Annotated in this window: 19 protein-coding genes; 9 read left to right on the top strand and 10 right to left on the bottom strand. The window is 54.6% G+C overall.

Going from position 1 to position 20,428, the window contains the following annotated elements; translation table 11 throughout:
* Positions 1-219 precede the first annotated feature (219 nt).
* Positions 220-2,262: an oligopeptidase A gene (gene prlC / locus F3I20_RS11380; protein WP_150011241.1), complete on the top strand. Its 2,043-nt coding sequence runs from the start codon at positions 220-222 to the stop codon at positions 2,260-2,262.
* Between the two features lie 8 nt (positions 2,263-2,270).
* Positions 2,271-3,029, top strand: a complete 759-nt coding sequence (gene rsmJ / locus F3I20_RS11375) for a 16S rRNA (guanine(1516)-N(2))-methyltransferase RsmJ (protein ID WP_150011239.1) — start codon at positions 2,271-2,273, stop codon at positions 3,027-3,029.
* A gap of 189 nt (positions 3,030-3,218) precedes the next feature.
* Here rsmJ and F3I20_RS11370 read toward each other — a convergent pair whose 3' ends face one another.
* Complete coding sequence (locus F3I20_RS11370; RefSeq protein WP_147789622.1) at positions 3,219-3,461, bottom strand: hypothetical protein; 243 nt, start codon at positions 3,459-3,461, stop codon at positions 3,219-3,221.
* Positions 3,462-3,895: 434 nt separating this feature from the next.
* Entirely contained in the window at positions 3,896-4,333 is a 438-nt protein-coding gene (gene uspA, locus F3I20_RS11365) for a universal stress protein UspA (protein ID WP_003852123.1), read from the bottom strand.
* A 415-nt stretch (positions 4,334-4,748) separates the two neighbouring features.
* Here uspA and uspB point away from each other — a divergent pair, with 415 nt between their 5' ends.
* Positions 4,749-5,084 carry a universal stress protein UspB gene (uspB, locus tag F3I20_RS11360; RefSeq protein ID WP_150011237.1) on the top strand — a complete coding sequence of 112 codons (336 nt, stop codon included), beginning with the start codon at positions 4,749-4,751 and terminating at the stop codon, positions 5,082-5,084.
* Positions 5,085-5,121: 37 nt separating this feature from the next.
* Here the strand turns inward: uspB and pitA are convergent, their stop codons facing one another.
* On the bottom strand, positions 5,122-6,624 hold the full coding sequence (pitA, locus tag F3I20_RS11355; protein ID WP_150011381.1) for an inorganic phosphate transporter PitA: 1,503 nt from the start codon (positions 6,622-6,624) through the stop codon (positions 5,122-5,124).
* Positions 6,625-6,867: 243 nt separating this feature from the next.
* Here pitA and F3I20_RS11350 point away from each other — a divergent pair, with 243 nt between their 5' ends.
* Entirely contained in the window at positions 6,868-8,052 is a 1,185-nt protein-coding gene (locus tag F3I20_RS11350; protein WP_150011235.1) for a BaiN/RdsA family NAD(P)/FAD-dependent oxidoreductase, read from the top strand.
* 7 nt (positions 8,053-8,059) lie between these two features.
* Here F3I20_RS11350 and F3I20_RS11345 read toward each other — a convergent pair whose 3' ends face one another.
* Positions 8,060-9,046 (bottom strand): aldo/keto reductase, encoded by a 987-nt coding sequence (locus F3I20_RS11345; protein WP_150011233.1) that lies wholly within the window; start codon positions 9,044-9,046, stop codon positions 8,060-8,062.
* Between the two features lie 293 nt (positions 9,047-9,339).
* On the opposite strand from F3I20_RS11345, the gene F3I20_RS11340 reads away from it, so the two are divergent.
* Together F3I20_RS11340 and F3I20_RS11335 are read left to right on the top strand one after the other, a co-directional pair.
* Entirely contained in the window at positions 9,340-9,537 is a 198-nt protein-coding gene (locus F3I20_RS11340) for a hypothetical protein (protein ID WP_013359382.1), read from the top strand.
* A 1-nt stretch (position 9,538) separates the two neighbouring features.
* Positions 9,539-10,363 carry a hypothetical protein gene (locus F3I20_RS11335; protein ID WP_150011231.1) on the top strand — a complete coding sequence of 275 codons (825 nt, stop codon included), beginning with the start codon at positions 9,539-9,541 and terminating at the stop codon, positions 10,361-10,363.
* Positions 10,364-10,420: 57 nt separating this feature from the next.
* On the opposite strand, the gene F3I20_RS11330 is transcribed toward F3I20_RS11335, so the two are convergent.
* Positions 10,421-11,440 (bottom strand): LacI family DNA-binding transcriptional regulator, encoded by a 1,020-nt coding sequence (locus F3I20_RS11330; RefSeq protein ID WP_150011229.1) that lies wholly within the window; start codon positions 11,438-11,440, stop codon positions 10,421-10,423.
* 227 nt (positions 11,441-11,667) lie between these two features.
* On the opposite strand from F3I20_RS11330, the gene F3I20_RS11325 reads away from it, so the two are divergent.
* Positions 11,668-12,345: an SDR family oxidoreductase gene (locus F3I20_RS11325; protein ID WP_150011227.1), complete on the top strand. Its 678-nt coding sequence runs from the start codon at positions 11,668-11,670 to the stop codon at positions 12,343-12,345.
* A 15-nt stretch (positions 12,346-12,360) separates the two neighbouring features.
* Here the strand turns inward: F3I20_RS11325 and F3I20_RS11320 are convergent, their stop codons facing one another.
* Positions 12,361-13,749 (bottom strand): sugar porter family MFS transporter, encoded by a 1,389-nt coding sequence (locus tag F3I20_RS11320; protein WP_150037564.1) that lies wholly within the window; start codon positions 13,747-13,749, stop codon positions 12,361-12,363.
* Between the two features lie 271 nt (positions 13,750-14,020).
* Here F3I20_RS11320 and F3I20_RS11315 point away from each other — a divergent pair, with 271 nt between their 5' ends.
* Complete coding sequence (locus F3I20_RS11315) at positions 14,021-14,680, top strand: epoxyqueuosine reductase QueH (protein WP_150011223.1); 660 nt, start codon at positions 14,021-14,023, stop codon at positions 14,678-14,680.
* Here F3I20_RS11315 and F3I20_RS11310 read toward each other — a convergent pair whose 3' ends face one another.
* Complete coding sequence (locus F3I20_RS11310) at positions 14,681-15,181, bottom strand: helix-turn-helix domain-containing protein (RefSeq protein ID WP_150037563.1); 501 nt, start codon at positions 15,179-15,181, stop codon at positions 14,681-14,683.
* Positions 15,182-15,526: 345 nt separating this feature from the next.
* Between F3I20_RS11310 and F3I20_RS11305 the strand changes: the two genes are divergently transcribed.
* Positions 15,527-16,549 (top strand): alpha/beta fold hydrolase, encoded by a 1,023-nt coding sequence (locus F3I20_RS11305; protein ID WP_150037562.1) that lies wholly within the window; start codon positions 15,527-15,529, stop codon positions 16,547-16,549.
* Positions 16,550-16,575: 26 nt separating this feature from the next.
* Here the strand turns inward: F3I20_RS11305 and F3I20_RS11300 are convergent, their stop codons facing one another.
* From F3I20_RS11300 to proP, 3 genes are all read right to left on the bottom strand, one after another.
* Complete coding sequence (locus tag F3I20_RS11300; protein WP_150011217.1) at positions 16,576-17,544, bottom strand: GGDEF domain-containing protein; 969 nt, start codon at positions 17,542-17,544, stop codon at positions 16,576-16,578.
* A gap of 103 nt (positions 17,545-17,647) precedes the next feature.
* The gene (gene hemB / locus F3I20_RS11295; RefSeq protein WP_033734324.1) at positions 17,648-18,625 is read right to left on the bottom strand and encodes a porphobilinogen synthase; all 978 of its coding nucleotides are present in this window, start codon (positions 18,623-18,625) and stop codon (positions 17,648-17,650) included.
* A 127-nt stretch (positions 18,626-18,752) separates the two neighbouring features.
* Positions 18,753-20,258 carry a glycine betaine/L-proline transporter ProP gene (gene proP / locus F3I20_RS11290; protein ID WP_150037561.1) on the bottom strand — a complete coding sequence of 502 codons (1,506 nt, stop codon included), beginning with the start codon at positions 20,256-20,258 and terminating at the stop codon, positions 18,753-18,755.
* Positions 20,259-20,428: the final 170 nt, after the last annotated feature.

The following is a 20,428-nucleotide window of genomic DNA, read 5'->3' as shown; positions in this document are numbered from 1 at the left end:
GTCTGCTACGGCCGGATGCGCATTCTGCAAATCAGTGACGGCTTGGTATCTGTTGCTTCAGGCCGGTGCTGTTCACCTCACTCGTCTGGCTTATCCGGTTACGCGCGTTTCTTCCCCATCTCGTCCTGACCCCATTGATTTTCACTACACTAAGCCGCATGTTACTTAGATTGCGTTGCGCGACCCGCTGCGCCCCATACATCGATAAAGGACTGCGCTATGACCAATCCGCTACTGACATCTTTTACGCTTCCCCCTTTTTCTGCCATCCAGCCTGAACATGTGGTGCCTGCTGTGACGGAAGTGCTGACCCAGTGCCGCGCAGAAGTTGAAAAAGTTGTGGCGCAGGGTGCGCCCTACACCTGGGATAACCTGGTTCAGCCACTGGCTGAAACGGATGACCGCCTGAGCCGTATTTTCTCCCCGGTCAGCCATCTTAATTCGGTAAAAAACAGCCCGGAGCTGCGTGAAGCCTATGAACAGACGCTGCCGCTGCTCTCTGAGTACAGCACCTGGGTCGGTCAGCATGAAGGGCTGTATCAGGCGTATCGCAACCTGAAAGAGGGCGATCAATACGCGGCACTGGATCTGGCGCAGAAGAAAGCGGTCGATAACGCCCTGCGTGATTTTGAACTCTCTGGCATCGGTCTGCCAAAAGATAAACAGCAGCGCTATGGCGAAATCGCCGCGCGCCTTTCTGAGCTGGGCTCGGCTTACAGCAACAACGTGCTCGATGCCACTATGGGATGGAGCAAGCTGATCACCGATGAAAGCGAGCTGGCCGGTATGCCGGAAAGCGCGCTGGCAGCGGCAAAAGCCCAGGCTGAAGCCAAAGAGCAGGAGGGCTGGCTGCTGACGCTGGACATCCCAAGCTATCTGCCTGTCATGACTTACTGCGACAACGCGGCACTGCGCGAAGAGATGTATCGCGCCTATGCGACACGCGCCTCCGATCAGGGTCCGAACGCCGGTAAATGGGACAACGGCCCCATCATGGCGGAAGAGCTGGCGCTGCGTCACGAGCTGGCTCAGCTGCTGGGCTTCGACTCCTACGCGGATAAATCGCTGGCGACCAAAATGGCGCAAAGCCCGTCTCAGGTCATCGACTTCCTGAATGATCTGGCTGAACGCGCACGTCCGCAGGGTGAAAAAGAGCTGGAGCAGCTGCGCGCCTTCGCGCAGAAAGAGCATGGCGTTGAGCAGCTTAATCCGTGGGATCTCACTTATTACGGTGAAAAGCAGAAGCAGCATCTCTACACCATCAGCGATGAGCAGCTGCGTCCTTACTTCCCTGAAGAGCGTGCGGTCGCTGGTCTGTTCGAAGTGGTGAAACGCATTTACGGTATCACTGCGAAGCAGCGTACCGACGTTGAGGTTTATCATCCTGACGTGAAGTTCTTTGATCTGTTTGATGAAACCGGTGAACTGCGCGGCAGCTTCTATCTCGACCTTTACGCCCGTGAGCACAAACGTGGTGGTGCCTGGATGGATGACTGCGTGGGCCAGATGCGTAAAGCCGATGGCAGCCTGCAGAAGCCCGTTGCCTACCTGACCTGTAATTTTAACCGTCCGGTGAAAGGCAAACCTGCGCTGTTTACCCATGACGAAGTGATTACCCTGTTCCATGAGTTTGGTCACGGCCTGCACCATATGCTGACCCGCATCGAAGCGCCTGGCGTTTCCGGTATCAGCGGTGTGCCATGGGATGCGGTCGAACTGCCAAGCCAGTTCATGGAAAACTGGTGCTGGGAGCCGGACGCGCTGGCATTTATCTCGGGTCATTTTGAGACCGGCGAACCGCTGCCGAAAGCGCTACTGGATAAAATGCTGGCGGCGAAAAACTATCAGGCCGCGCTGTTTATCCTGCGTCAGCTGGAGTTCGGCCTGTTCGATTTCCGTCTGCATACCGAGTTTAATCCGGAGAAAGGCGCGCAGATTCTGGAAACCCTGCGCGAAGTGAAAAGCCGCGTGGCGGTCGTTCCGAGTCCGGAGTGGGGCCGTTTCCCACACGCCTTCAGCCACATCTTTGCCGGTGGCTATGCAGCGGGTTACTACAGCTATCTGTGGGCGGACGTGCTGGCGGCGGATGCTTACTCCCGCTTCGAGGAAGAGGGCATATTTAACCGTGAAACTGGTCAGTCATTCCTGGATAACATCCTGACGCGTGGCGGTTCTGAAGAGCCGATGGAGCTGTTCAAACGCTTCCGTGGCCGTGAGCCGCAGCTCGATGCGATGCTGGAACATTACGGCATTCAGGGATAAGTCGGTTCGTGAAAATCTGTTTGCTCGATGAGTCAGGCGCCGGAGACGGCGCCTTATCACGTTTAGCGCAGCGCTGGCAGCTGGAGCACGATGAAGATGCGCTACTGGCACTGGTGCAGACACCGACGCACCTTGAGCTTCGCAAGCGTGATGAGCCAAAGCTGGGCGGTATTTTTGTTGATTTTGTCACCGGAGCAATGGCACATCGCCGTCGCTTCGGCGGTGGACGCGGCGAAGCTGTTGCCAAAGCGGTCGGCATCAAAGGCGGCTATCTGCCGGATGTAGTGGATGCGACGGCCGGATTGGGACGTGATGCGTTTGTACTGGCGGCCCTGGGCTGCCGGGTGCGAATGCTGGAACGTCATCCGGTGGTGGCTGCACTGCTGGAAGATGGCCTGCAGCGCGGTTATCAGGATGCGGAAATTGGTCCCTGGCTGCGCGAACGCCTGACGCTGATTCATGCAGCCAGTGCGCAGGCGCTGGGCGATATCACGCCGCAGCCGGATGTGGTCTATCTTGACCCGATGTATCCCCATCGCCAGAAAAGTGCGCTGGTGAAAAAGGAGATGCGGGTCTTTCAGTCGCTGGTGGGGCCGGATGAAGATGCGGATGCGCTACTGGAACCGGCCCGGCGGCTGGCGAAGAAACGTATCGTGGTTAAACGGCCAGACTATGCACCGCCGCTGGCGGGCGTAGTGACGCAGGCGGCTGTGGTGACGAAAAGCCATCGTTTTGATATTTATCCGCCGCTGGTCAGTACGCTTTAGACGAATGACGATCTGAAGCGATTGTTTCAGGTCATAATAATTTTCCTGCCGCTTATCTCCGTATGCCCGGTCTGAAAGCGACCTGGCATAATATTTTTGCTAAATAAAAAAGCCTGTCTGAAGTATTATCAGGCAGGCTTTAATTATCCGCACGCGCATTGTCGCGTTAATGCGGTGCTACTGATTCGGTCAGGCCGCTAATTTAGTCAGGAAGCCTGAAAATGCGTTCAAAAAGCTTTTGGCGAAGTTCAGGCCAATCGCTTTGTAAGTCAGACCCAGAGTCTGGCCCAGATCAGTGCTTTCCTTGATTGATGCGACGGTGGTGTCATATAAACCTGATACTTCAGTCAGTGCGGTGTTAACCTCACCCAGAAATTCAGTCAGGCCCGCGCCGCTAACGGCAGCAATTTCTGTCTGATTAATCTCTCTCATTTTTAATATCCTTATTGGTTTTTTAAATAATGGGAATCATTATTCTGCTTTATCCGTTGCCTGCGCAGCAGATAAGCCAGCGAAAGATAACGGATAAATTAACCTTCTCCTATAGTAAGATTTTGATAAGTTACGCTTTGCTATTAATAAAGTTTCTATCATTTTCGACTGGATGAATGAGCAATGTAACGATGGCTTTGGATTTATGTATGGAACTGTAATTACAGCGCTAAAAGGAGGTAATATAAACAGAGATCAGAAATGATAAAGCAGCGGATATTTAGTTTTGTGTAAAGTCAGGCTGGCAGATATCTTTATTAATAAAAAGCAATCCAGGTGGCGTTGCCGGGGAATCAGGCGCTTAAATAGCAGGCCAGAATAACGCTATTCAGCCCGATAAAAAAGCCGGCTTGCACCGGCTTTAATCACAGCGGTTACGCTTCATCTTCATCGCGTAACGGCACAATCAGCATGTCGATGTGCACGGTGTTGATCAACTGACGGGCTGAAGACATCAGCTTGCTCCAGAAATCCTGGTGATGACCACACACCACCAGGTCAACGTCATATTTTTTGATCGCGTCAACCAGCACCTGGCCGAGATCACCACTGCCGCTCAGCGTTTCACTGATTGGATACCCTGCGGCATCTGATAATCCTTTCAGTGCCGCATGCGTCTCTTCAGAGATACGCTTCTGCATATCCCCTAAGTTGACATCAATCAGGCCGGTGTAGAGGTCGGAGTAATTCACATCAACGTGAATCAGGGAAATTCTGGCATCGTACGGTCGAGCCAGCGAGACGGCCTTATCCACCAGTAACTGACTTTCGGGAGAAAGGTCTACTGCAATCAGGATGTGTTTATAAGCCATGATAAAACTCCTTTCACGAGATTAAGGATGGCATCCGGTGTTCCTGCCGCGTCACAGCTTAGCGAAATCCTTTGCGCGAGCGGGCGATGAGCGCCACCAAAGTGTCTACCTGCATTGCAGGTGATGATGTTGTTATGTTCTGAGTATAGCCTTCTCTCACGGCAAATGCTGCCGTTGCCGCCTGGCTTATGAATAAGATCAAGGCTATGACAGATTTACTCGCGCTGAACGAAAATCATCGTTGGAAAAAATGTAAAGAATTCTCCTACACTGAAAAAAGGCGGTCCGGTTCGCAGCCGCTCAGGGGGTCGAAAATTTTCGCAGTCCGGTGATTCAGTGGCTGGTTTTTTCTGCAGGCGGATACAGTGTCTGACGCTGGGTCTGTTGCTGCGATGCCAGCCGGGAGGGGGAGAATATGATCAGCACTATTGCGCTTTTTTGGGCTCTTTGTGTCGTGTGTATCGTGAATATGGCGCGCTATTTTTCATCGCTGCGTGCGCTGCTGGCGGTATTACGGGGTTGTGATCCGCTGCTGTATCAGTATGTCGATGGAGCGGGATTCTTCACCTCTCACGGTCAGCCGAGCAAGCAGGTGCGGCTGGTCACTTATATCTGGGCAAAGCGCTATCTTGATCATCATGACGATGAGTTTATCCGGCGCTGCGAGCGGGTGCGGGGGCAGTTTCTTCTGACCAGTGCACTGTGCGGACTGGTAGTGATCAGTCTGGTGGCGCTGGCGATCTGGCATTAAAAAAGGGCGACTTACGTCGCCCTTTTGTCTGCTGGTATCACACCAGTTTTAAGGCTATCCAGTAGAGCGAACCTGACAGCAGAATACAGACCGGCAGGGTGAAGATCCACGCCATGGCGATATTCTTGATGGTCCGGCTCTGCAGTCCGCCCCCGTCCACCAGCATCGTACCGGCTACGGATGAAGAGAGGATATGCGTAGTGGAGACGGGCATGCCGGTATAGCTGGCGACGCCAATCGACAGCGCGGCTGTCACCTGTGCTGACATGCCCTGTGCGTAGGTCATGCCTTTTTTACCAATCTTCTCACCAATGGTGGTGGCAACACGACGCCAGCCAATCATGGTGCCGATGCCCAGCGCCAGCGCGACGGCCACAATAATCCAGATCGGCGCATACTCAATGGTGCCAAGCAGGTCGCTTTTCAGCTTATTGAGGAAACGCTTGTCATCTGGCGAGGTCTCTTCCAGACGGGCCGCTTTATCAGCGGTATCTGAGATACACAGCAGCAGACGACGCATCTGACCGCGCTGATCAACCGTCAGCTGGTCGTAGCTCTGCAGGTTGTTCAGCAACACCTGAGCACGCTGAACTGCCTGCAGCGCGCGCGCGCTGTCACAGTGAAACTCCTGCGGGCTGGTCGCTGGCACTTCTTCCGGCGTTGGCAGCTTAGGCGGTGCCATCTGGATGATGTGCGTCAGCGAGGCATTATGCTGCTGGTAATACTGCTCCAGGTGATTGACCGCATCGCGGGTACGCGTGATGTCATAACCGGAGGCATTCATATTCACCACGAAACCGGCCGGAGCCACGCCAATCAGGACCAGCATGATCAGGCCAATGCCTTTCTGACCGTCATTCGCGCCGTGCGAATAGCTCACGCCAATTGCCGAAACAATCAAGGCGATGCGGGTCCAGAACGGCGGCTTTTTCTTGCCGTCGATCTTCTCGCGGTCAGCAGGCGTCATATGAATACGCGCACGCTTTTTAGTATTGCTCCAGTAGCGACGCAGAATGAAGATTAAGCCGCCTGCGATCACCAGGCCAACAATCGGCGACAGGATCAGAGAAAGGAAGATGTTCAGGACTTTCGGGATATTGAGCGCATCAACCACCGAGGTTCCGCTCATCAGGGCGTTGGTCAGACCGATACCGATAATGGCACCGATCAGCGTATGGGAGCTGGAGGCCGGCAGACCGAGATACCAGGTGCCGAGGTTCCAGATAATCGCCGCCAGCAGCATAGAAAACACCATGGCGAGACCGTGAGCCGATCCAACATTCAACAACAGATCGGTGGGAAGCATATGAACAATAGCGTAAGCAACACTCAATCCACCGAGTAGCACGCCAAGGAAGTTGAATACACCCGCCATCACCACAGCAAGCTGGGCACGCATGGCACGCGTATAGATGACCGTCGCAACTGCGTTGGCCGTGTCGTGGAAACCGTTGATCGCTTCGTAAAACAATACAAACAGCAGGGCAAGAACCAATAACAGGCTAGTACTGAGGTCTAGACCAGCAAACAGATGTAGCATAAACGTTACGCCATTTTTGGAGGACATGAACGCGGCGCATTATCCGCGACAACGTGCTGTATGGGAAAGGAAAATATAGCGTTAATTTGACCTTTCGTCGTAAGGCTGAAGGGTAACTCAGCTAAAAAGGGTTAGATATTAAGCAGATACAATATGACACATTTACGGCAATTTTTTGACGCTGGCGTCTCAGTGAGCAGATCACTACAATCTGCGCCTTTCCAGTTAAGTGAGTGAACCGCAGTGGAACAGTTTGACGTTATCATCATTGGTGCCGGTGCCGCCGGTCTGTTCTGTGCCGCCCAGGCCGGACAGCGGGGTCGCTGCGTGTTACTGCTGGATAACGGCAAAAAGCCGGGACGTAAGATTCTGATGTCTGGCGGTGGCCGGTGCAACTTCACCAACCTCTATACCGAACCAGCGGCCTATCTGTCGCACAATCCCCATTTCTGTAAATCGGCGCTGGCGCGTTATACCCAGTGGGATTTTATCGATCTGGTCAATCGTCACGGGATTGCCTGGCATGAGAAAACCCTGGGTCAGCTCTTCTGTGATGACTCGGCTCAGCAGATTGTCGATCTGCTGCTGGCCGAATGTGACAAGGGCAATGTCACCCTGCGGCTGCGCAGTGAAGTGCTTAGTGTGGCGCGCGATGAAAGCGGCTACACCCTGCAACTCAACGGCAGCACGGTTCAGGCGGAGAAGCTGGTCATCGCCAGCGGCGGTCTGTCAATGCCGGGCCTGGGCGCTTCGCCGTTTGGCTACAAAATTGCAGAGCAGTTCGGCCTGAGCGTCTTTCCGACCCGGGCGGCGCTGGTGCCCTTTACCCTGCACAAGCCATTGCTGGAGCAGTTGCAGACGCTGTCAGGCGTCGCGCTGGAAACCACGATTGACGCGCAGGATGGCACCCGCTTCAAAGAGGCGATGCTCTTTACCCATCGCGGCCTGTCCGGTCCGGCGGTGTTGCAAATCTCCAGCTACTGGCAGCCGGGTGAATTCGTCACTATCGATCTGTCGCCCGCCACGCCGCTTGAGGCGTTTCTGACGGCACAGCGTGAAGCACATCCGAATCTCAGCCTGAAAAACAGTCTGGCGAAAATTCTGCCGAAGCGCCTGGTGGAAGTCTTACAGGCGCTGAAGGTGGTACCGGATATCACTCTGAAGCAGCTCAACAGCAAACAGCAGACCGAACTGGCGCAGACACTGCACGCCTGGCGCATCCAGCCGAATGGCACAGAGGGCTATCGTACAGCGGAAGTGACGCTGGGCGGGGTGGATACGACGCAGCTCTCATCAAAAACCATGGAGGCGCGTGCAGTGCCGGGGCTTTACTTTATTGGTGAAGTGGCCGATGTCACCGGCTGGCTGGGCGGCTATAACTTCCAGTGGGCGTGGAGTTCTGCCTGGGCCTGTGCCCAGGCGTTGTAACGCGCGATTACCAGCGCTGGTGGACGTGAGGCGCGATCTTCTCCTGATAGATCTGCTTCAGCGCCGCCATCGTCTCATCAGAGAGCGCATCGACATCGCTGGCGCGGGCATTGGCTTCAGCCTGTTCACGGTTTTTCGCACCAGGGATAACCACGCTGACATCCTCGTTCATCAGGATCCAGCGCAATGCAAACATCGCCATGGTGGTGTCACCTGTGACAAAGCGGCGAATCTCCTCAACCGCTTCCAGCGCCACCTCGAACGGCACGCCGGAGAAAGTCTCGCCCTTATCAAACGCTTCGCCATTACGGTTAAAGGCGCGATGGTCGTCAGCGGCAAACACGCTGTCGGCACGCATTTTGCCGGTCAGCAGGCCTGAAGCCAGCGGCACGCGGGCGATAATCGCCACATCCCGACGTTTCGCCTCATGCAGCAGCAGTTCTGCCGGACGCTGGCGGAAGATGTTGTAGATCAGCTGAATTGACGAGACATTGGGAAATTCCAGCGCTTTGAGGCCTTCTTCGACTTTCTCAACGGAAACGCCGTAGTGACGGATTTTACCGGCCGCCACCATCTCATCCATTACCGCAAACACATCCGGGTTGTAATAGACTTCGGTTGGCGGGCAGTGCAGCTGCACCAGATCCAGCGTTTCGGTCTGCAGATTTTCCCGTGAGCGTTCGATAAAGGCGTTGAGGTTTTCGGCGTTGTAGCCTTCAGCCACGTGCGGTGAAAGGCGACGCCCCAGCTTGGTCGCCACAAACGGGCGTTCCCCGCCGCGCTGATTCAGCACCTCTGCGATGATCTTTTCGGAGCGGCCATCGCCATAGACATCGGCGGTATCAATAAAGGTGATGCCTGCATCCAGCGCAGCGTTCAACGCGGCTTTGGCATCCTCCATACTCACTTCTCCCCAGGTCCCGCCAATGGCCCATGCGCCAAAGCCAATTTCAGAGACGCGCTGACCGGTACGGCCCAGTGTTCGTAATTTCATGCAAACCTTCCTCGATGCGTTTCAGACAGGGTGACAGAAAAGGGCTAACCATTGAGCTTAGCGCTTACCGGCGGAGAGGCGATTCGGCGTTGCTGCATACCAGACCGGTATAAACAGGCGGCTTTTTGCGGCAGGCTGCTGGTTACGTTGAAGATTTCTGCAAAAAACAGGCCAGGCTGGGTGAATACCGCTTCGCTAATTAATTGATTTTAAGAAATTTCACCTGAAATTAAACAGGCGAGAGTGTGGATTCGGTCACATACTTCAATTTTCAGGCCAACAATGGGATCGCTATGTTCAAATTTGTTAAGTCGGTCTTTGCCAGCCCCGAGAAGTTTCTGCAGATCATGACCCGTCAGGATATCAACGACTCCATCGCGGAAGGTGAGCGCATCATTATTGATGAGAACGGCAATATCTCGGTCAATACGCTGAGTGAGGAAGTCCACGAAGATTTTGCCCGCCATGTGAATACGTTAAAGGGAGTGTAAGGTGGGTACCGCAATATTTATGGTGTTGATGGTCAGTGGTTACTGGTACACCAGCCGTGATTTAAACAGCCGCTTTAAAATCCGCCGCTCGTCAGGCTGGGATGTCTATTTTCTGGTCGCGCTCTACGGCTGTATTTTTGTTCTGCAGGGCGTATTCGCCACCGGCATCGTCTGGCTGCTGCTGCTCTGTATGTCCGGTATCGCCAATGCCCTGCAGATGATCCCCGGCGTGCACCTGAAGTGGCAGGTGGAGTTCATGAACTGGAGTTTCCTGGGCATTCAGGCACCGGTTGTCATTATGCTCGCCTTCGCCATTCTGCTCTGCCTCTATCGCTCAAACTGGGCGGGCAGTGCACGCCTGAATGTATCAGGGCGTAAAGACCTCTATCAGCGGCTGTCACGCTCCAACGGCGTGGAACAACTGCTGTTTCAGTGCATGGAAGAGGGCGAACTGGCGTGGATTACGCTGAAGTCGCGCCGCATTTACATCGGCATGGTGCATGCCTCGACCTTTGAATATGAGAGCACGAAAAACATCGTGTTGATCCCGATGCTGAGCGGCTATCGCGACAGCAAAACGCTGAAGCTGGCGGTAGAGCATAACTACAGCAAGTGGTACGCCGAGCATGAGATCACGCTCGACTCGCAGCCCAAAGATGCGATGTCGTTCCGTAAAGTGATCATGGTTGACCAGATTGAGAGTCTGTCACTGTTTGATCCGGCCAGCGCCACAGCACTTTCGATGGGCCATCCGCAGGAAGTAGAGAAGAGTCAGGGTAATGATGACGACAGCCCGGACACGAAAAGCCGGGACACGCAGGATTAAAAAGCCCGATCGGTTTCCCCTGATGATGTGACTTCATCAGGGGAAACCAATCCCCCGTCACTCGATATTTTCCGCCGTAAACAGCCTGAATGCGACTTTACCCGCCTGATACACATCCGGTTGAAAGCCGGTTTCCAGATGACTCAGCATCAGATCGATCGCTAACCGGGCATGCTGCCGGGCATGCTGATCCAGGGTAAACGCGACTTCATCGTTCAGCAGTAGCTGACGAGTCACATCATACAGCTCATGGGTGATGTAGGTGCATTTACCCAGCAGTTGATGAGCGCGCAGGGTATCGCTGACGTCCGTGTTGCCCATGCCGGTGTTATAGACCCCGGCAATTGCCTGTGACGAACGCAGGTTGCGGGCCAGCTCACTGCGGATGGTTTCCCGCTGATCCTGACCCGATAGCACCTCACGCAGATGACGCTGCGGCGCACGCTGCTCCATAGCTTCACGGAAGCCGGCGATACGCTGACGATGAGCGCGATAATCAAAGCGGCCGCTGACCATCAGAATGTCGCCGGGCTGGTTCAGGGTTTTACTCATCAGCAGGCCCGCGGTACGGCCTGCCTGATACTGGTCGATGCCAACATGACACAGGCGGTCGGCGTCGGGCAGATCGGTGACGATGGTGATCACCGGCACATTGCGGCTGCGGCACAGTGCCAGTGCCCGGTAGATGGGCGGTGAGTCATGTGCAAACACAATGATGCCGTCGCGGGTGCTGCTGCGGGCGACAATGCTCTGTGCCAGCTGCTCGGGCTGCGCTTCGGCCACCAGGGTTTTGTGCAGCTTCAGGCGACGATAGCCAAGCTGACTGGCGATCTCACTGAAACAGGTGGTGAGCTGCTGAAAAAAGGATGAGCCGTTGTTGCTGAGGAAGACTTCGATTTGCCACGGATGCTGATACTCCTCTGGCAGCAGACGCCGGAGTCCCGCTTCGCGCGCGGCCTTCAGGACTTTGCGGCTGGTCTCCAGCGAGACGCCGCCGCGCTCATTCAGCACCCGGTCAACCGTCGCAATCCCGACGCCCGCCATTTTTGCCACCACCTCTAAGGTGAGCTTTTTCATTCAGACTCCACGCGTCAATGGCGATTAGCTGCTGCCTGTCAGACTGTTTATCTCTTCTAACCGGTTAAAAGTAAAAGATAAAGCGATTTTATGATGGAAAACCATCAACGGCATTGCGCCATGGGTTTTTACCCTCAGTGCGATCGTCAGGTTAAAAAGCATAGCGGGTCGCTGTCCGGGCGGAAATACCGTTAAGCTTGTAGCGAGACAATTAACGAGGAGTGAATATGGCGCAGCAAAAAGAAGTTCTGATTATTGGTGCTTCACGCGGTATCGGTCTGGCGGTCGTGCAGGCGTTTGCCGGTGAGGGCTGGCAGGTTACGGCCACCCATCGCAGTGGCGTTCCGGAGCAGGGAAACAGGCCCGGTATCGACTGGCAGGCGCTGGATATGACCGACGCAGCGGCGGTTCAGCAGCTTGCCGGCCAGCTCAGTGGCAAAGCGTTCGATGCGATTCTGATCAATGCCGGAATTTCCGGGCCTTCGCACCAGAAGGTGTCGCAGAGTGACGATCAGGAGCTGGCGCATCTGTTCCTGACGAATGCGATAGCACCGGTTCGCAGCGCAGAGATTCTGCTGCCGCTGCTGAAGCCAGAGGGCGTACTGGCGCTGACCTCATCCCAGCTCGGCAGCCTGAATGAAAATCCGGACGCACAGATGCCGATTTACTCGGCCAGCAAAGCCGCACTGAATATGCTGAGCCGCACGCTGACCCCCGCCGTTGAAGCTCAGAACGGGACGCTGCTGACGCTGCATCCCGGCTGGGTGAAAACGGATATGGGCGGCGAGAGTGCGCCGCTGACGGCAGAGGAGAGTGCGGCCGGTATCGTCCGGCAGTTAACCCAGTGGCGCGGACGCGGGGGTCATCACTACGTCGATTACGCCGGCCACCAGCTGCAATGGTAAGCTGAAACGGGGCGGTTACGCCCCGATGTCCCGCAGTGCCTTACCCTTCATCAGGTTGCGTTCAATGTGCTCCAGCGTCACATGTTTGGTCTCAGGTACCAGCATCATCGTCAGCACGATAAACACCAGATTGAGCGCGCCGTATAACCAGAAGGTGTTGGCATTACCCAGTTGATCCAGCATCGTCAGGAAAGTGGCTCCCACTATCATGTTGCCGACCCAGTTGGTGGTGGTGGAAGCAGTAATGCCGAAGTCACGCCCTTTCAGCGGCTGAATCTCTGAACAGAGCAGCCAGATGACCGGTCCGGCCGCCATTGCAAAGCCAACGATAAACATCAGCAGCATCGCGACCGCAAAGTATTTGCGGAAATCCGTTTCAACGCCGATGTGCAGCAGAGTGCCCAGCACGCCCATGCCCACCGCCATCACCAGAAAACTGGTGGTCAGCATCGGCTTGCGACCCCAGCGATCGACAAAAAAGATGGCAATGAGCGTGGCCAGCATGTTGACCAGCCCGACAATTACCGTGCCCCACATCTGCTCACTGGTGCTGGAAAAACCGGCAATATTGAAGATTTTAGGGGCGTAATACATCACCACATTCATCCCGGTAAACTGCTGCATTACCTGTAGCAGCATCCCCAGCCAGACCGCGCGGCGAAAATTGCCATTAGAGCGGAACAGCGACCAGCCGCGCTGTTTTACCTGCAGACTTTCGCGGATCTCTTCCAGCTCCTCCCGCGCCTGCTCGCTGCTGTTACGCAGCCGATCCAGCACGCGCTGCGCTTCGTTGAAACGTCCGTGCGCTGCCAGCCAGCGCGGACTGTTGGGCAAAAACAGCACGCCGATAAACAGGATCACCGCCGGAATAGCGATCACGCCGAGCATTCCGCGCCAGTTGCCGCTGTAGCTGAACGCGGTGTCGGAGAGATAAGCGACCACGATGCCGGTAGTCAGCATCAGCTGGTACATCGAAATCATTGAGCCACGAATACGTTCCGGCGCAATCTCCGCCAGATAGAGCGGCGCGGTGTAAGAGGCGATACCTACCGCCAGCCCCAGCATCACACGGGCACAGATCAGCGACTCTACATCGGGTGAAAAGGCAGACCAGAGCGAACCAATGATGAACAGCGTTGCGCCCGCCAGCATACTTTTTTTACGTCCCAGCGTTGAGGACATCCAGCCCGCCGCCAGCGCACCCAGCGCCGCACCAAACATCATTGAGCTCACCACCCACTCCTGCTGATGGTTAGTAATCTGCAAATCCTTCGCCAGGAATGGTAAGGCACCTGCGATGACGCCGATATCCAGACCAAACAGCAGGCCGGACAGCGCCGCCATAAAACAGACGAACCAGGTAAAACGGTTCTGGTGATTTCCCGATTTTTTAGCCGCGGCCATGCGAGTCTCCTTGCGGTTTTTCAGTGTCAATATTGTTAATGTTATGTAAACATAGTCGATATCAATGTGGGTCCGATCACACTTCCGTTTATCGCCGGGGTCGCAAAGTATGGCTGCGAAAAGAAAGCATCAGAGATCAGCAGGTTGGTGCGGAAACGGGAAACCGCGGCAGAGGCACGAATACGCAAAGCCGCTTGCTGCAGGTCAGATTTTGCAACTGACCGCCTGCGGCATTACACTTCCGCCTTTCTGCTATTGATTGAAGGTGCTTATGTCTGAACCTTTCCAGCGTCAGCCGCTGCCCTTGCCGGGTGGTCATAAAAAAGTTTTACTGCACTCCTGCTGCGCACCCTGTTCGGGGGAAGTGATGGAAGCGATGCTGGCCTCCGGCATTGAATACACTATCTATTTCTACAACCCGAATATTCATCCGCTCAAAGAGTATGAGCTGCGCAAAGAGGAAAATATTCGCTTTGCTGAGAAATTTGGCGTGCCGTTTGTTGATGCGGATTACGACCGGGATAATTGGTTTGAGCGGGCGCGCGGGCTGGAGTGGTCACCGGAACGGGGTGAACGCTGCACCATGTGCTTTGATATGCGCTTTGAGCGCACGGCACTTTATGCCCATGAGAATGGATTCCCGGTAATGACCAGTTGTCTGGGTATTTCACGCTGGAAAGATATGAAGCAGATTAATAGCTGTGGTGTCCGTGCAGCGGCTGCGTATCCGGATCTGATGTACTGGGATTTTAACTGGCGTAAAGGTGGCGGATCGGCGCGCATGATTGAAATCAGTAAGCGCGAGAGTTTCTATCAGCAGGAATATTGCGGCTGCGTCTATTCACTGCGCGACACCAATCGTCATCGCGTCACCCAGGGACGTGAGCGTATTAAGATTGGTGTGCAATATTATCAGCCGGATGAATCCTGATTAACTGATATCGCAGTAAGCATCTGCCTGCGCATAGCCGCGCGCTGAGCGCGTAACAGGCCGGACTGTTACGCCACAGCTCTGCTTAATGCTGCCTGGCCGGACGTAGCTGCAGAGCGCGCAGGGGTCGTCAACGTCAGCCATCTGCTGCTTCGCTTCTTCACTCATCAGACGTTTACGGCAGGCGCTTGGCGTGCAGCCCATAATCTGCTTAAACGAGCGGGTAAAAGATTGCTGGCTTTCAAAATGGTATTTCAGCGCCAGGCTGATGATTGGCGTGCGGCTGTTTTTTAAATCATTTACACTGGCATTAAGTTTTTTCTTGCGAATATAACGCGCCAGCGTTTCATTATGATAACGGGCAAAGAGTTTCTGTAAATACCATTTCGAATACCCGGCTTTTTCTGCAATATCATCCACGCTTAAACGCTGGTCGAGATTATTATTGATCCACTCAGTGATAGAGACGATTACACTTTCGTTATATCTGTTTTCTTTCATGGCTGTTCTCCCCTGTTTAATTCACAGGGACTATAGATTATTTATCTTAACGTGCTTATTCTTTGCGTAAAGTTCTTTCAGTATTTGAATCGTTATCTCTGAAGATATTCATATGAACAGTAGTTTTTAATAAAAAGGATGAGTTGTAATTGGTTTGTTGTTAATTATAAGGGGAGTCATTGACCCAGGTCGGATAACGATAAGCGCGAGCATATTATTTCGCTTTCGGCCTCGCAGCTAACGCTGCCAGCGTCTATGACTTCAACGGCATAGCACGGACCATCAATAGATTTTCTGCCGCGACATGCCAGGCTTACGACTCACCTTTAACCTGGAGAACCCCGGATGAGCCCGACATACGTGTTGAAAAAACCGCTTGCCGCTTTGCTCACCTCGCTGGCTTTATTTGCGCATGCCCCCGCCAGTGCCGCGCCAGTTTATGGCGAACAGCTGGAAGGATTTCATTACCCCTATCCTCTGCAGCATTTCGATTTTCAGTCCCAGCAGCAACCGCTGAGTATGGGCTATATGGATGTGAAACCGGTGCAACAGGCCAATGGCAAAACGGTGGTGCTGATGCACGGTAAAAACTTCTGTGGCGCAACGTGGGAAGAGACCATTCGCGCGCTGACTCAGCAGGGCTATCGCGTTATCGCGCCCGACCAGATTGGCTTCTGCAGCTCGACCAAGCCCGCCAGCTATCAATACAGCTTTCAACAGCTGGCTGAAAATACTCATCAGTTGCTTGCCCGGCTGGGCGTGGAGAAGGCGGTGATCATCGGTCACTCCACGGGCGGAATGCTGGCAACGCGTTATGCGCTGATGTACCCGGAACAGACGCAGAAGCTGGTGCTGGTCAATCCGATTGGGCTGGAGGACTGGAAAGCCAAAGGCGCACCGTGGCGTTCGGTGGATCAGTGGTATCAGCGCGAACTGAAGCTCAGCGCGGAGGGCATTAAGAAGTATGAGCAGCAGACCTACTATGTCGGGCGCTGGAAACCTGACTATGACAAGTGGGTTGATATGCTGGCCGGGCTCAACAGCGGGCCGGGCCATCAGAAGGTGGCGTGGAACTCTGCCCTCATCTACGACATGATCTTCACGCAGCCGGTATTTTATGAATTCGGCGATCTGAAGGTGCCCACCACACTGATGATCGGCACCTCAGACACCACGGCCATCGGCAGTGATATCGCTTCTGCAGACGTGAAAGCCCGGCTGGGGAATTATGCGGTGCTGGGGAAAGAGACCGCAAAACGTATTCCGGGCGCGCGCTTAATTGAATTTCCCGGTATGGGACACGCGCCGCAAATGGAAGAACCGGCAAAGTTTAATCAGGCGCTGCTCGACGATCTGGCGCGGCGATGAACAGTCAGGCGCTGTGGTGCCTGATCTCAAACCGCTACGCGTTTCTGCTTTTTCCTGAGGTACATCTGCTTATCGCTGTCGTGCAGCAACTGCTCCAGCGACTGTGGATGCGCCGCGTCAAACTCCACCACGCCGGACGAGAATTGCAGGCGGTAACGACGATTCAGGCTGACTGACTGCTGTTGCAGATAACGGTCAAACTGTGCGAGCAATGCTTCGCTCTGCTGCTGCTGCAGGCCGTTAAACAGCACCACGAACTCGTCGCCGCCCAGACGGGCAAACAGATCGGAGTGTTTAAACACCACCTTCATCGCATCGGCAAAGTCCATCAGCGCGCGGTCGCCTTCACGGTGGCCTAGCGTGTCGTTAATCTGCTTAAACTTGTCGAGATCGAGAAAGGTCAGGCAGGCGGGCCGGTTTTTCATCAGGCACTCATTCAGTACCATCTGCCCCAGCGTCATAAAGCCGCGGCGATTGGTAATCTGGGTCAGCTCATCACAGGTGGCGGTCTGAAAGGCGACCAGTTCCGCTTCAGCCATCGCGGCCAGGTCACGCATGGTGGCCTGATCCTCTTCAGTAAACTGGCGCGGTTCACGGCCAATAATACAGAGCGTGCCCATTTTGGCACCGCCCGGCGCACGCAGTGGACAGCCGGCATAAAAGCGAATGTGCGGCTCGCCGGTCACCAGCGGATTATCATAAAAACGCGCATCTTTTTGCGCATCTTCAACGATCATGATCTCATCCTGAAGAATGGCGTGGCCGCAAAATGAGATGTTGCGGGGCGATCCTTTAGGTTCATAGCCCTGAGCGGATTTAAACCACTGATGGTCAGCTTCCAGCAGGCTGACTAATGCGATAGGAACGTCATACAGGCGGCGCGCCAGGCGGGTTAAACGATCAAACCGCTCCTCCGCTGGCGTGTTCATTATGTTCAGCGCACGCAACTGCGATAAACGTTGTGCCTCGTCGGCAGGAATTTCAGGTGCTTTCATCTCAGAGACCTTTATTGTTTTAGCTGAAGCCAGGTTCTGGTGTTTGCCTTACGGCGAAGAAGAAGAGCGTGACATAGCAACCACGCTCTTTATGAGGAGGGGATCAGAGCACTTTTTGTTCTGCGAGATCAAGGGCGAAATAGCTGAAAATCAGGTCCGCACCGGCGCGTTTAATCGCACCCAGACTTTCCAGCACCACATTGCGCTCATCAATGGCACCGGCCTGCGCGGCAAATTTGATCATCGCGTATTCGCCACTCACCTGATACGCCGCCAGCGGCAGTTCGGTGCGTTCACGAATGTCGCGCAGGATATCCAGATAGGCACCTGCCGGCTTCACCATTAATGAATCCGCGCCCTGGGCCGCATCAAGCAGCGATTCACGGATCGCTTCACGACGGTTCATCGGGTTCATCTGGTAGGTTTTACGGTCGCCTTTCAGCGCCGTGCCGGCGGCTTCACGGAACGGGCCGTAAAACGATGAAGCGAATTTGGTGGAGTAGGACATGATGGCGGTCTGGGTAAAGCCCGCCGCGTCCAGTGCCCGGCGAATCGCCTCAACCTGACCATCCATCGCTGCTGACGGGGCAATGAAATCCGCACCGGCTGCGGCGGCAACCACCGCCTGCTTACCCAGATTGGCCAGGGTTGCATCGTTATCGACGCCATGATCGCAGAGCACGCCACAGTGACCGTGGCTGGTGTATTCGCAGAAGCAGGTGTCAGACATCACGATCATTTCCGGCACGGTGTCTTTGCAGATGCGGGACATGCGTGCCACCAGACCGTTTTCGTTCCAGGCATCGCTGCCGGTCGCGTCGGTATGGTGCGAAATACCAAAGGTCATCACCGAGCGAATGCCCGCTTTGGCGATACGCTCAATCTCATAAGCAAGGCGTTTTTCCGGAATACGCATCACGCCAGGCATCGCCTGAATCGCTTTGTAATCGTCGACTTCTTCCTCAACAAAAATAGGCAGAGCCAGATCGTTCAGGCTCAGGGAAGACTCCTGAAACATTTCACGCATTGAAGCGCTGGCGCGCAATCGTCTTGGGCGCTGGATAAGGGAATAATCAGACATTTTCATTCTTACGCAGGTGAAAAAAGTGGCTACAGTTTACTCTCTTTGTCTGCGAGGCATGAAGGTTTGTGTGCGGTAATAAGAGGGGAAAAGAACTCTCCCGCCGCCCGGCGGGAGAGCAGAACGATTACTCGTTGATATCCGGATGCTGCTGCACCAGATTTTTACGTTTCGCTTCCAGGCGGGCAATCTCTTCGTCGATATCTTCGATTTTGTGCTCGATGTTATCGTGATGCTCCTGCAGGATTTCGCGCGCTTCTTCCATGTCTGAGGCGGCTGGCGTGGCACCTTTCAGTGGCTTGTTCGCCGTCTCTTTCATGAACAGGCCGGTAATCAGACCAATCACCGCGACCACCATCAGATAGTAGGCTGGCATGTAGAGGTTGTTGGTGGTTTCTACCAGCCAGGCGGCCAGCGTTGGCGTCAGACCGGCAACCAGTACCGAGATGTTAAACGCACTCGCCAGCGCACTGTAGCGGATGTGCGTCGGGAACATCGCAGGCAGTGAGGAGGCCATCACACCGGTAAAGGCGTTGAGGATCACCGCCATCAGCAGCAGACCGGCAAAAATCAGGCCCAGCACGCCACTGTTGATCATCATGAAGGCGGGAATCGCGAAGACCAGCAGGGCGATACTGCCGATGATGACAAACGGACGGCGGCCGAAACGGTCACTCATCATGCCGATCATCGGCTGAACAAACAGCATACCAATCATGATGGCGATGATAATCATCACGCCGTGATCTTCGCTGTAATGCAGGTTGTGCGACAGGTAGCTCGGCATGTACGTCAGCAACATGTAGTAGGTGACGTTCGTGGCGATAACCAGACCGATACAGGAGAGCAGGCTGCGCCAGTGTTTGGTCGCAATCTCTTTAAATGAAACCTGCGGACCATCCTGCAGACCTTCACGGTCGCCCTGTTCCAGTTTGTCCACGTGCTGCTGGAATGCCGGCGTCTCTTCCAGCGCATGACGCAGGTAAAGACCGATAATGCCCAGCGGCAGCGCGACGAAGAACGGCAGACGCCAGCCCCACTCAAGGAAGTTCGCTTCCCCGATAATAGAGGAAATCAGCACGACCAGGCCCGCGCCGAGCACGAAGCCCGCAATCGAACCAAAGTCGAGCCAGCTGCCCATAAAGCCGCGTTTACGGTCAGGCGAATATTCGGCCACAAAGATAGACGCGCCGGTATATTCACCGCCTACCGAGAAGCCCTGCGCCATCTTGGCTAACAGCAGCAGAATCGGTGCCCAGATGCCGATGGAGGCATAGGAGGGTATCAGGCCGATACAGAACGTACTAACCGACATGATGATGATGGTGATAGAGAGAATTTTCTGACGACCATATTTGTCGCCCAGCATACCGAAGAACAGACCACCCAGCGGACGGATCAGGAAGGGGACAGAGAAGGTACCCAGCGCGGCGATCATCTGCACACCTGGTGATGCATCCGGGAAGAAAACCTTACCCAGTGCATAGGCCACAAAGCCATAAACACCGAAGTCGAACCACTCCATCGCGTTCCCCAAAGAGGCCGCGGTGATGGCTTTACGTAAACGGGCATCATCGATGATGGTCACATCATCGATCCCAATTGGTTTTACACGCTTCCTACGCAATTTCATAGAATTACCCTGTAATGGAACACGAAAGTCCTCAACGGCGCGAGCCGCGGTGAGTCATCAGACCGCTGCGTTGAGAAATTTAAGCATAGCTTCAAATAAGCGCGGTTTACGCGCCCACTGACACAATAATTACTGTTGTGATTATTGCGAACAGCGACAGAGTATACCGT

Origin of the sequence: Candidatus Pantoea gossypiicola (assembly GCF_008632075.1) — a bacterium.
Lineage (GTDB): Bacteria > Pseudomonadota > Gammaproteobacteria > Enterobacterales > Enterobacteriaceae > Pantoea > Pantoea gossypiicola.
Note: the sequence above shows the minus strand (reverse complement) of the source record. Positions and strands in the feature narration are given on the sequence as shown.

Bases quoted from the DNA above. Each gene is read 5' to 3' on its own strand.
- prlC (WP_150011241.1), top strand. From the start codon at position 220: ATGACCAATCCGCTACTGACATCTTTTACGCTTCCCCCTTTTTCTGCC.
- uspA (WP_003852123.1), bottom strand. From the start codon at position 4,333: ATGGCTTATAAACACATCCTGATTGCAGTAGACCTTTCTCCCGAAAGT.
- F3I20_RS11345 (WP_150011233.1), bottom strand. From the start codon at position 9,046: ATGAAATTACGAACACTGGGCCGTACCGGTCAGCGCGTCTCTGAAATT.
- hemB (WP_033734324.1), bottom strand. From the start codon at position 18,625: ATGTCTGATTATTCCCTTATCCAGCGCCCAAGACGATTGCGCGCCAGC.
- F3I20_RS11325 (WP_150011227.1), top strand. From the start codon at position 11,668: ATGGCGCAGCAAAAAGAAGTTCTGATTATTGGTGCTTCACGCGGTATC.
- pitA (WP_150011381.1), bottom strand. From the start codon at position 6,624: ATGCTACATCTGTTTGCTGGTCTAGACCTCAGTACTAGCCTGTTATTG.
- F3I20_RS11315 (WP_150011223.1), top strand. From the start codon at position 14,021: ATGTCTGAACCTTTCCAGCGTCAGCCGCTGCCCTTGCCGGGTGGTCAT.
- proP (WP_150037561.1), bottom strand. From the start codon at position 20,258: ATGAAATTGCGTAGGAAGCGTGTAAAACCAATTGGGATCGATGATGTG.
- F3I20_RS11340 (WP_013359382.1), top strand. From the start codon at position 9,340: ATGTTCAAATTTGTTAAGTCGGTCTTTGCCAGCCCCGAGAAGTTTCTG.
- uspB (WP_150011237.1), top strand. From the start codon at position 4,749: ATGATCAGCACTATTGCGCTTTTTTGGGCTCTTTGTGTCGTGTGTATC.
- F3I20_RS11310 (WP_150037563.1), bottom strand. From the start codon at position 15,181: ATGAAAGAAAACAGATATAACGAAAGTGTAATCGTCTCTATCACTGAG.
- F3I20_RS11370 (WP_147789622.1), bottom strand. From the start codon at position 3,461: ATGAGAGAGATTAATCAGACAGAAATTGCTGCCGTTAGCGGCGCGGGC.
- F3I20_RS11320 (WP_150037564.1), bottom strand. From the start codon at position 13,749: ATGGCCGCGGCTAAAAAATCGGGAAATCACCAGAACCGTTTTACCTGG.
- F3I20_RS11305 (WP_150037562.1), top strand. From the start codon at position 15,527: ATGAGCCCGACATACGTGTTGAAAAAACCGCTTGCCGCTTTGCTCACC.
- F3I20_RS11300 (WP_150011217.1), bottom strand. From the start codon at position 17,544: ATGAAAGCACCTGAAATTCCTGCCGACGAGGCACAACGTTTATCGCAG.
- F3I20_RS11330 (WP_150011229.1), bottom strand. From the start codon at position 11,440: ATGAAAAAGCTCACCTTAGAGGTGGTGGCAAAAATGGCGGGCGTCGGG.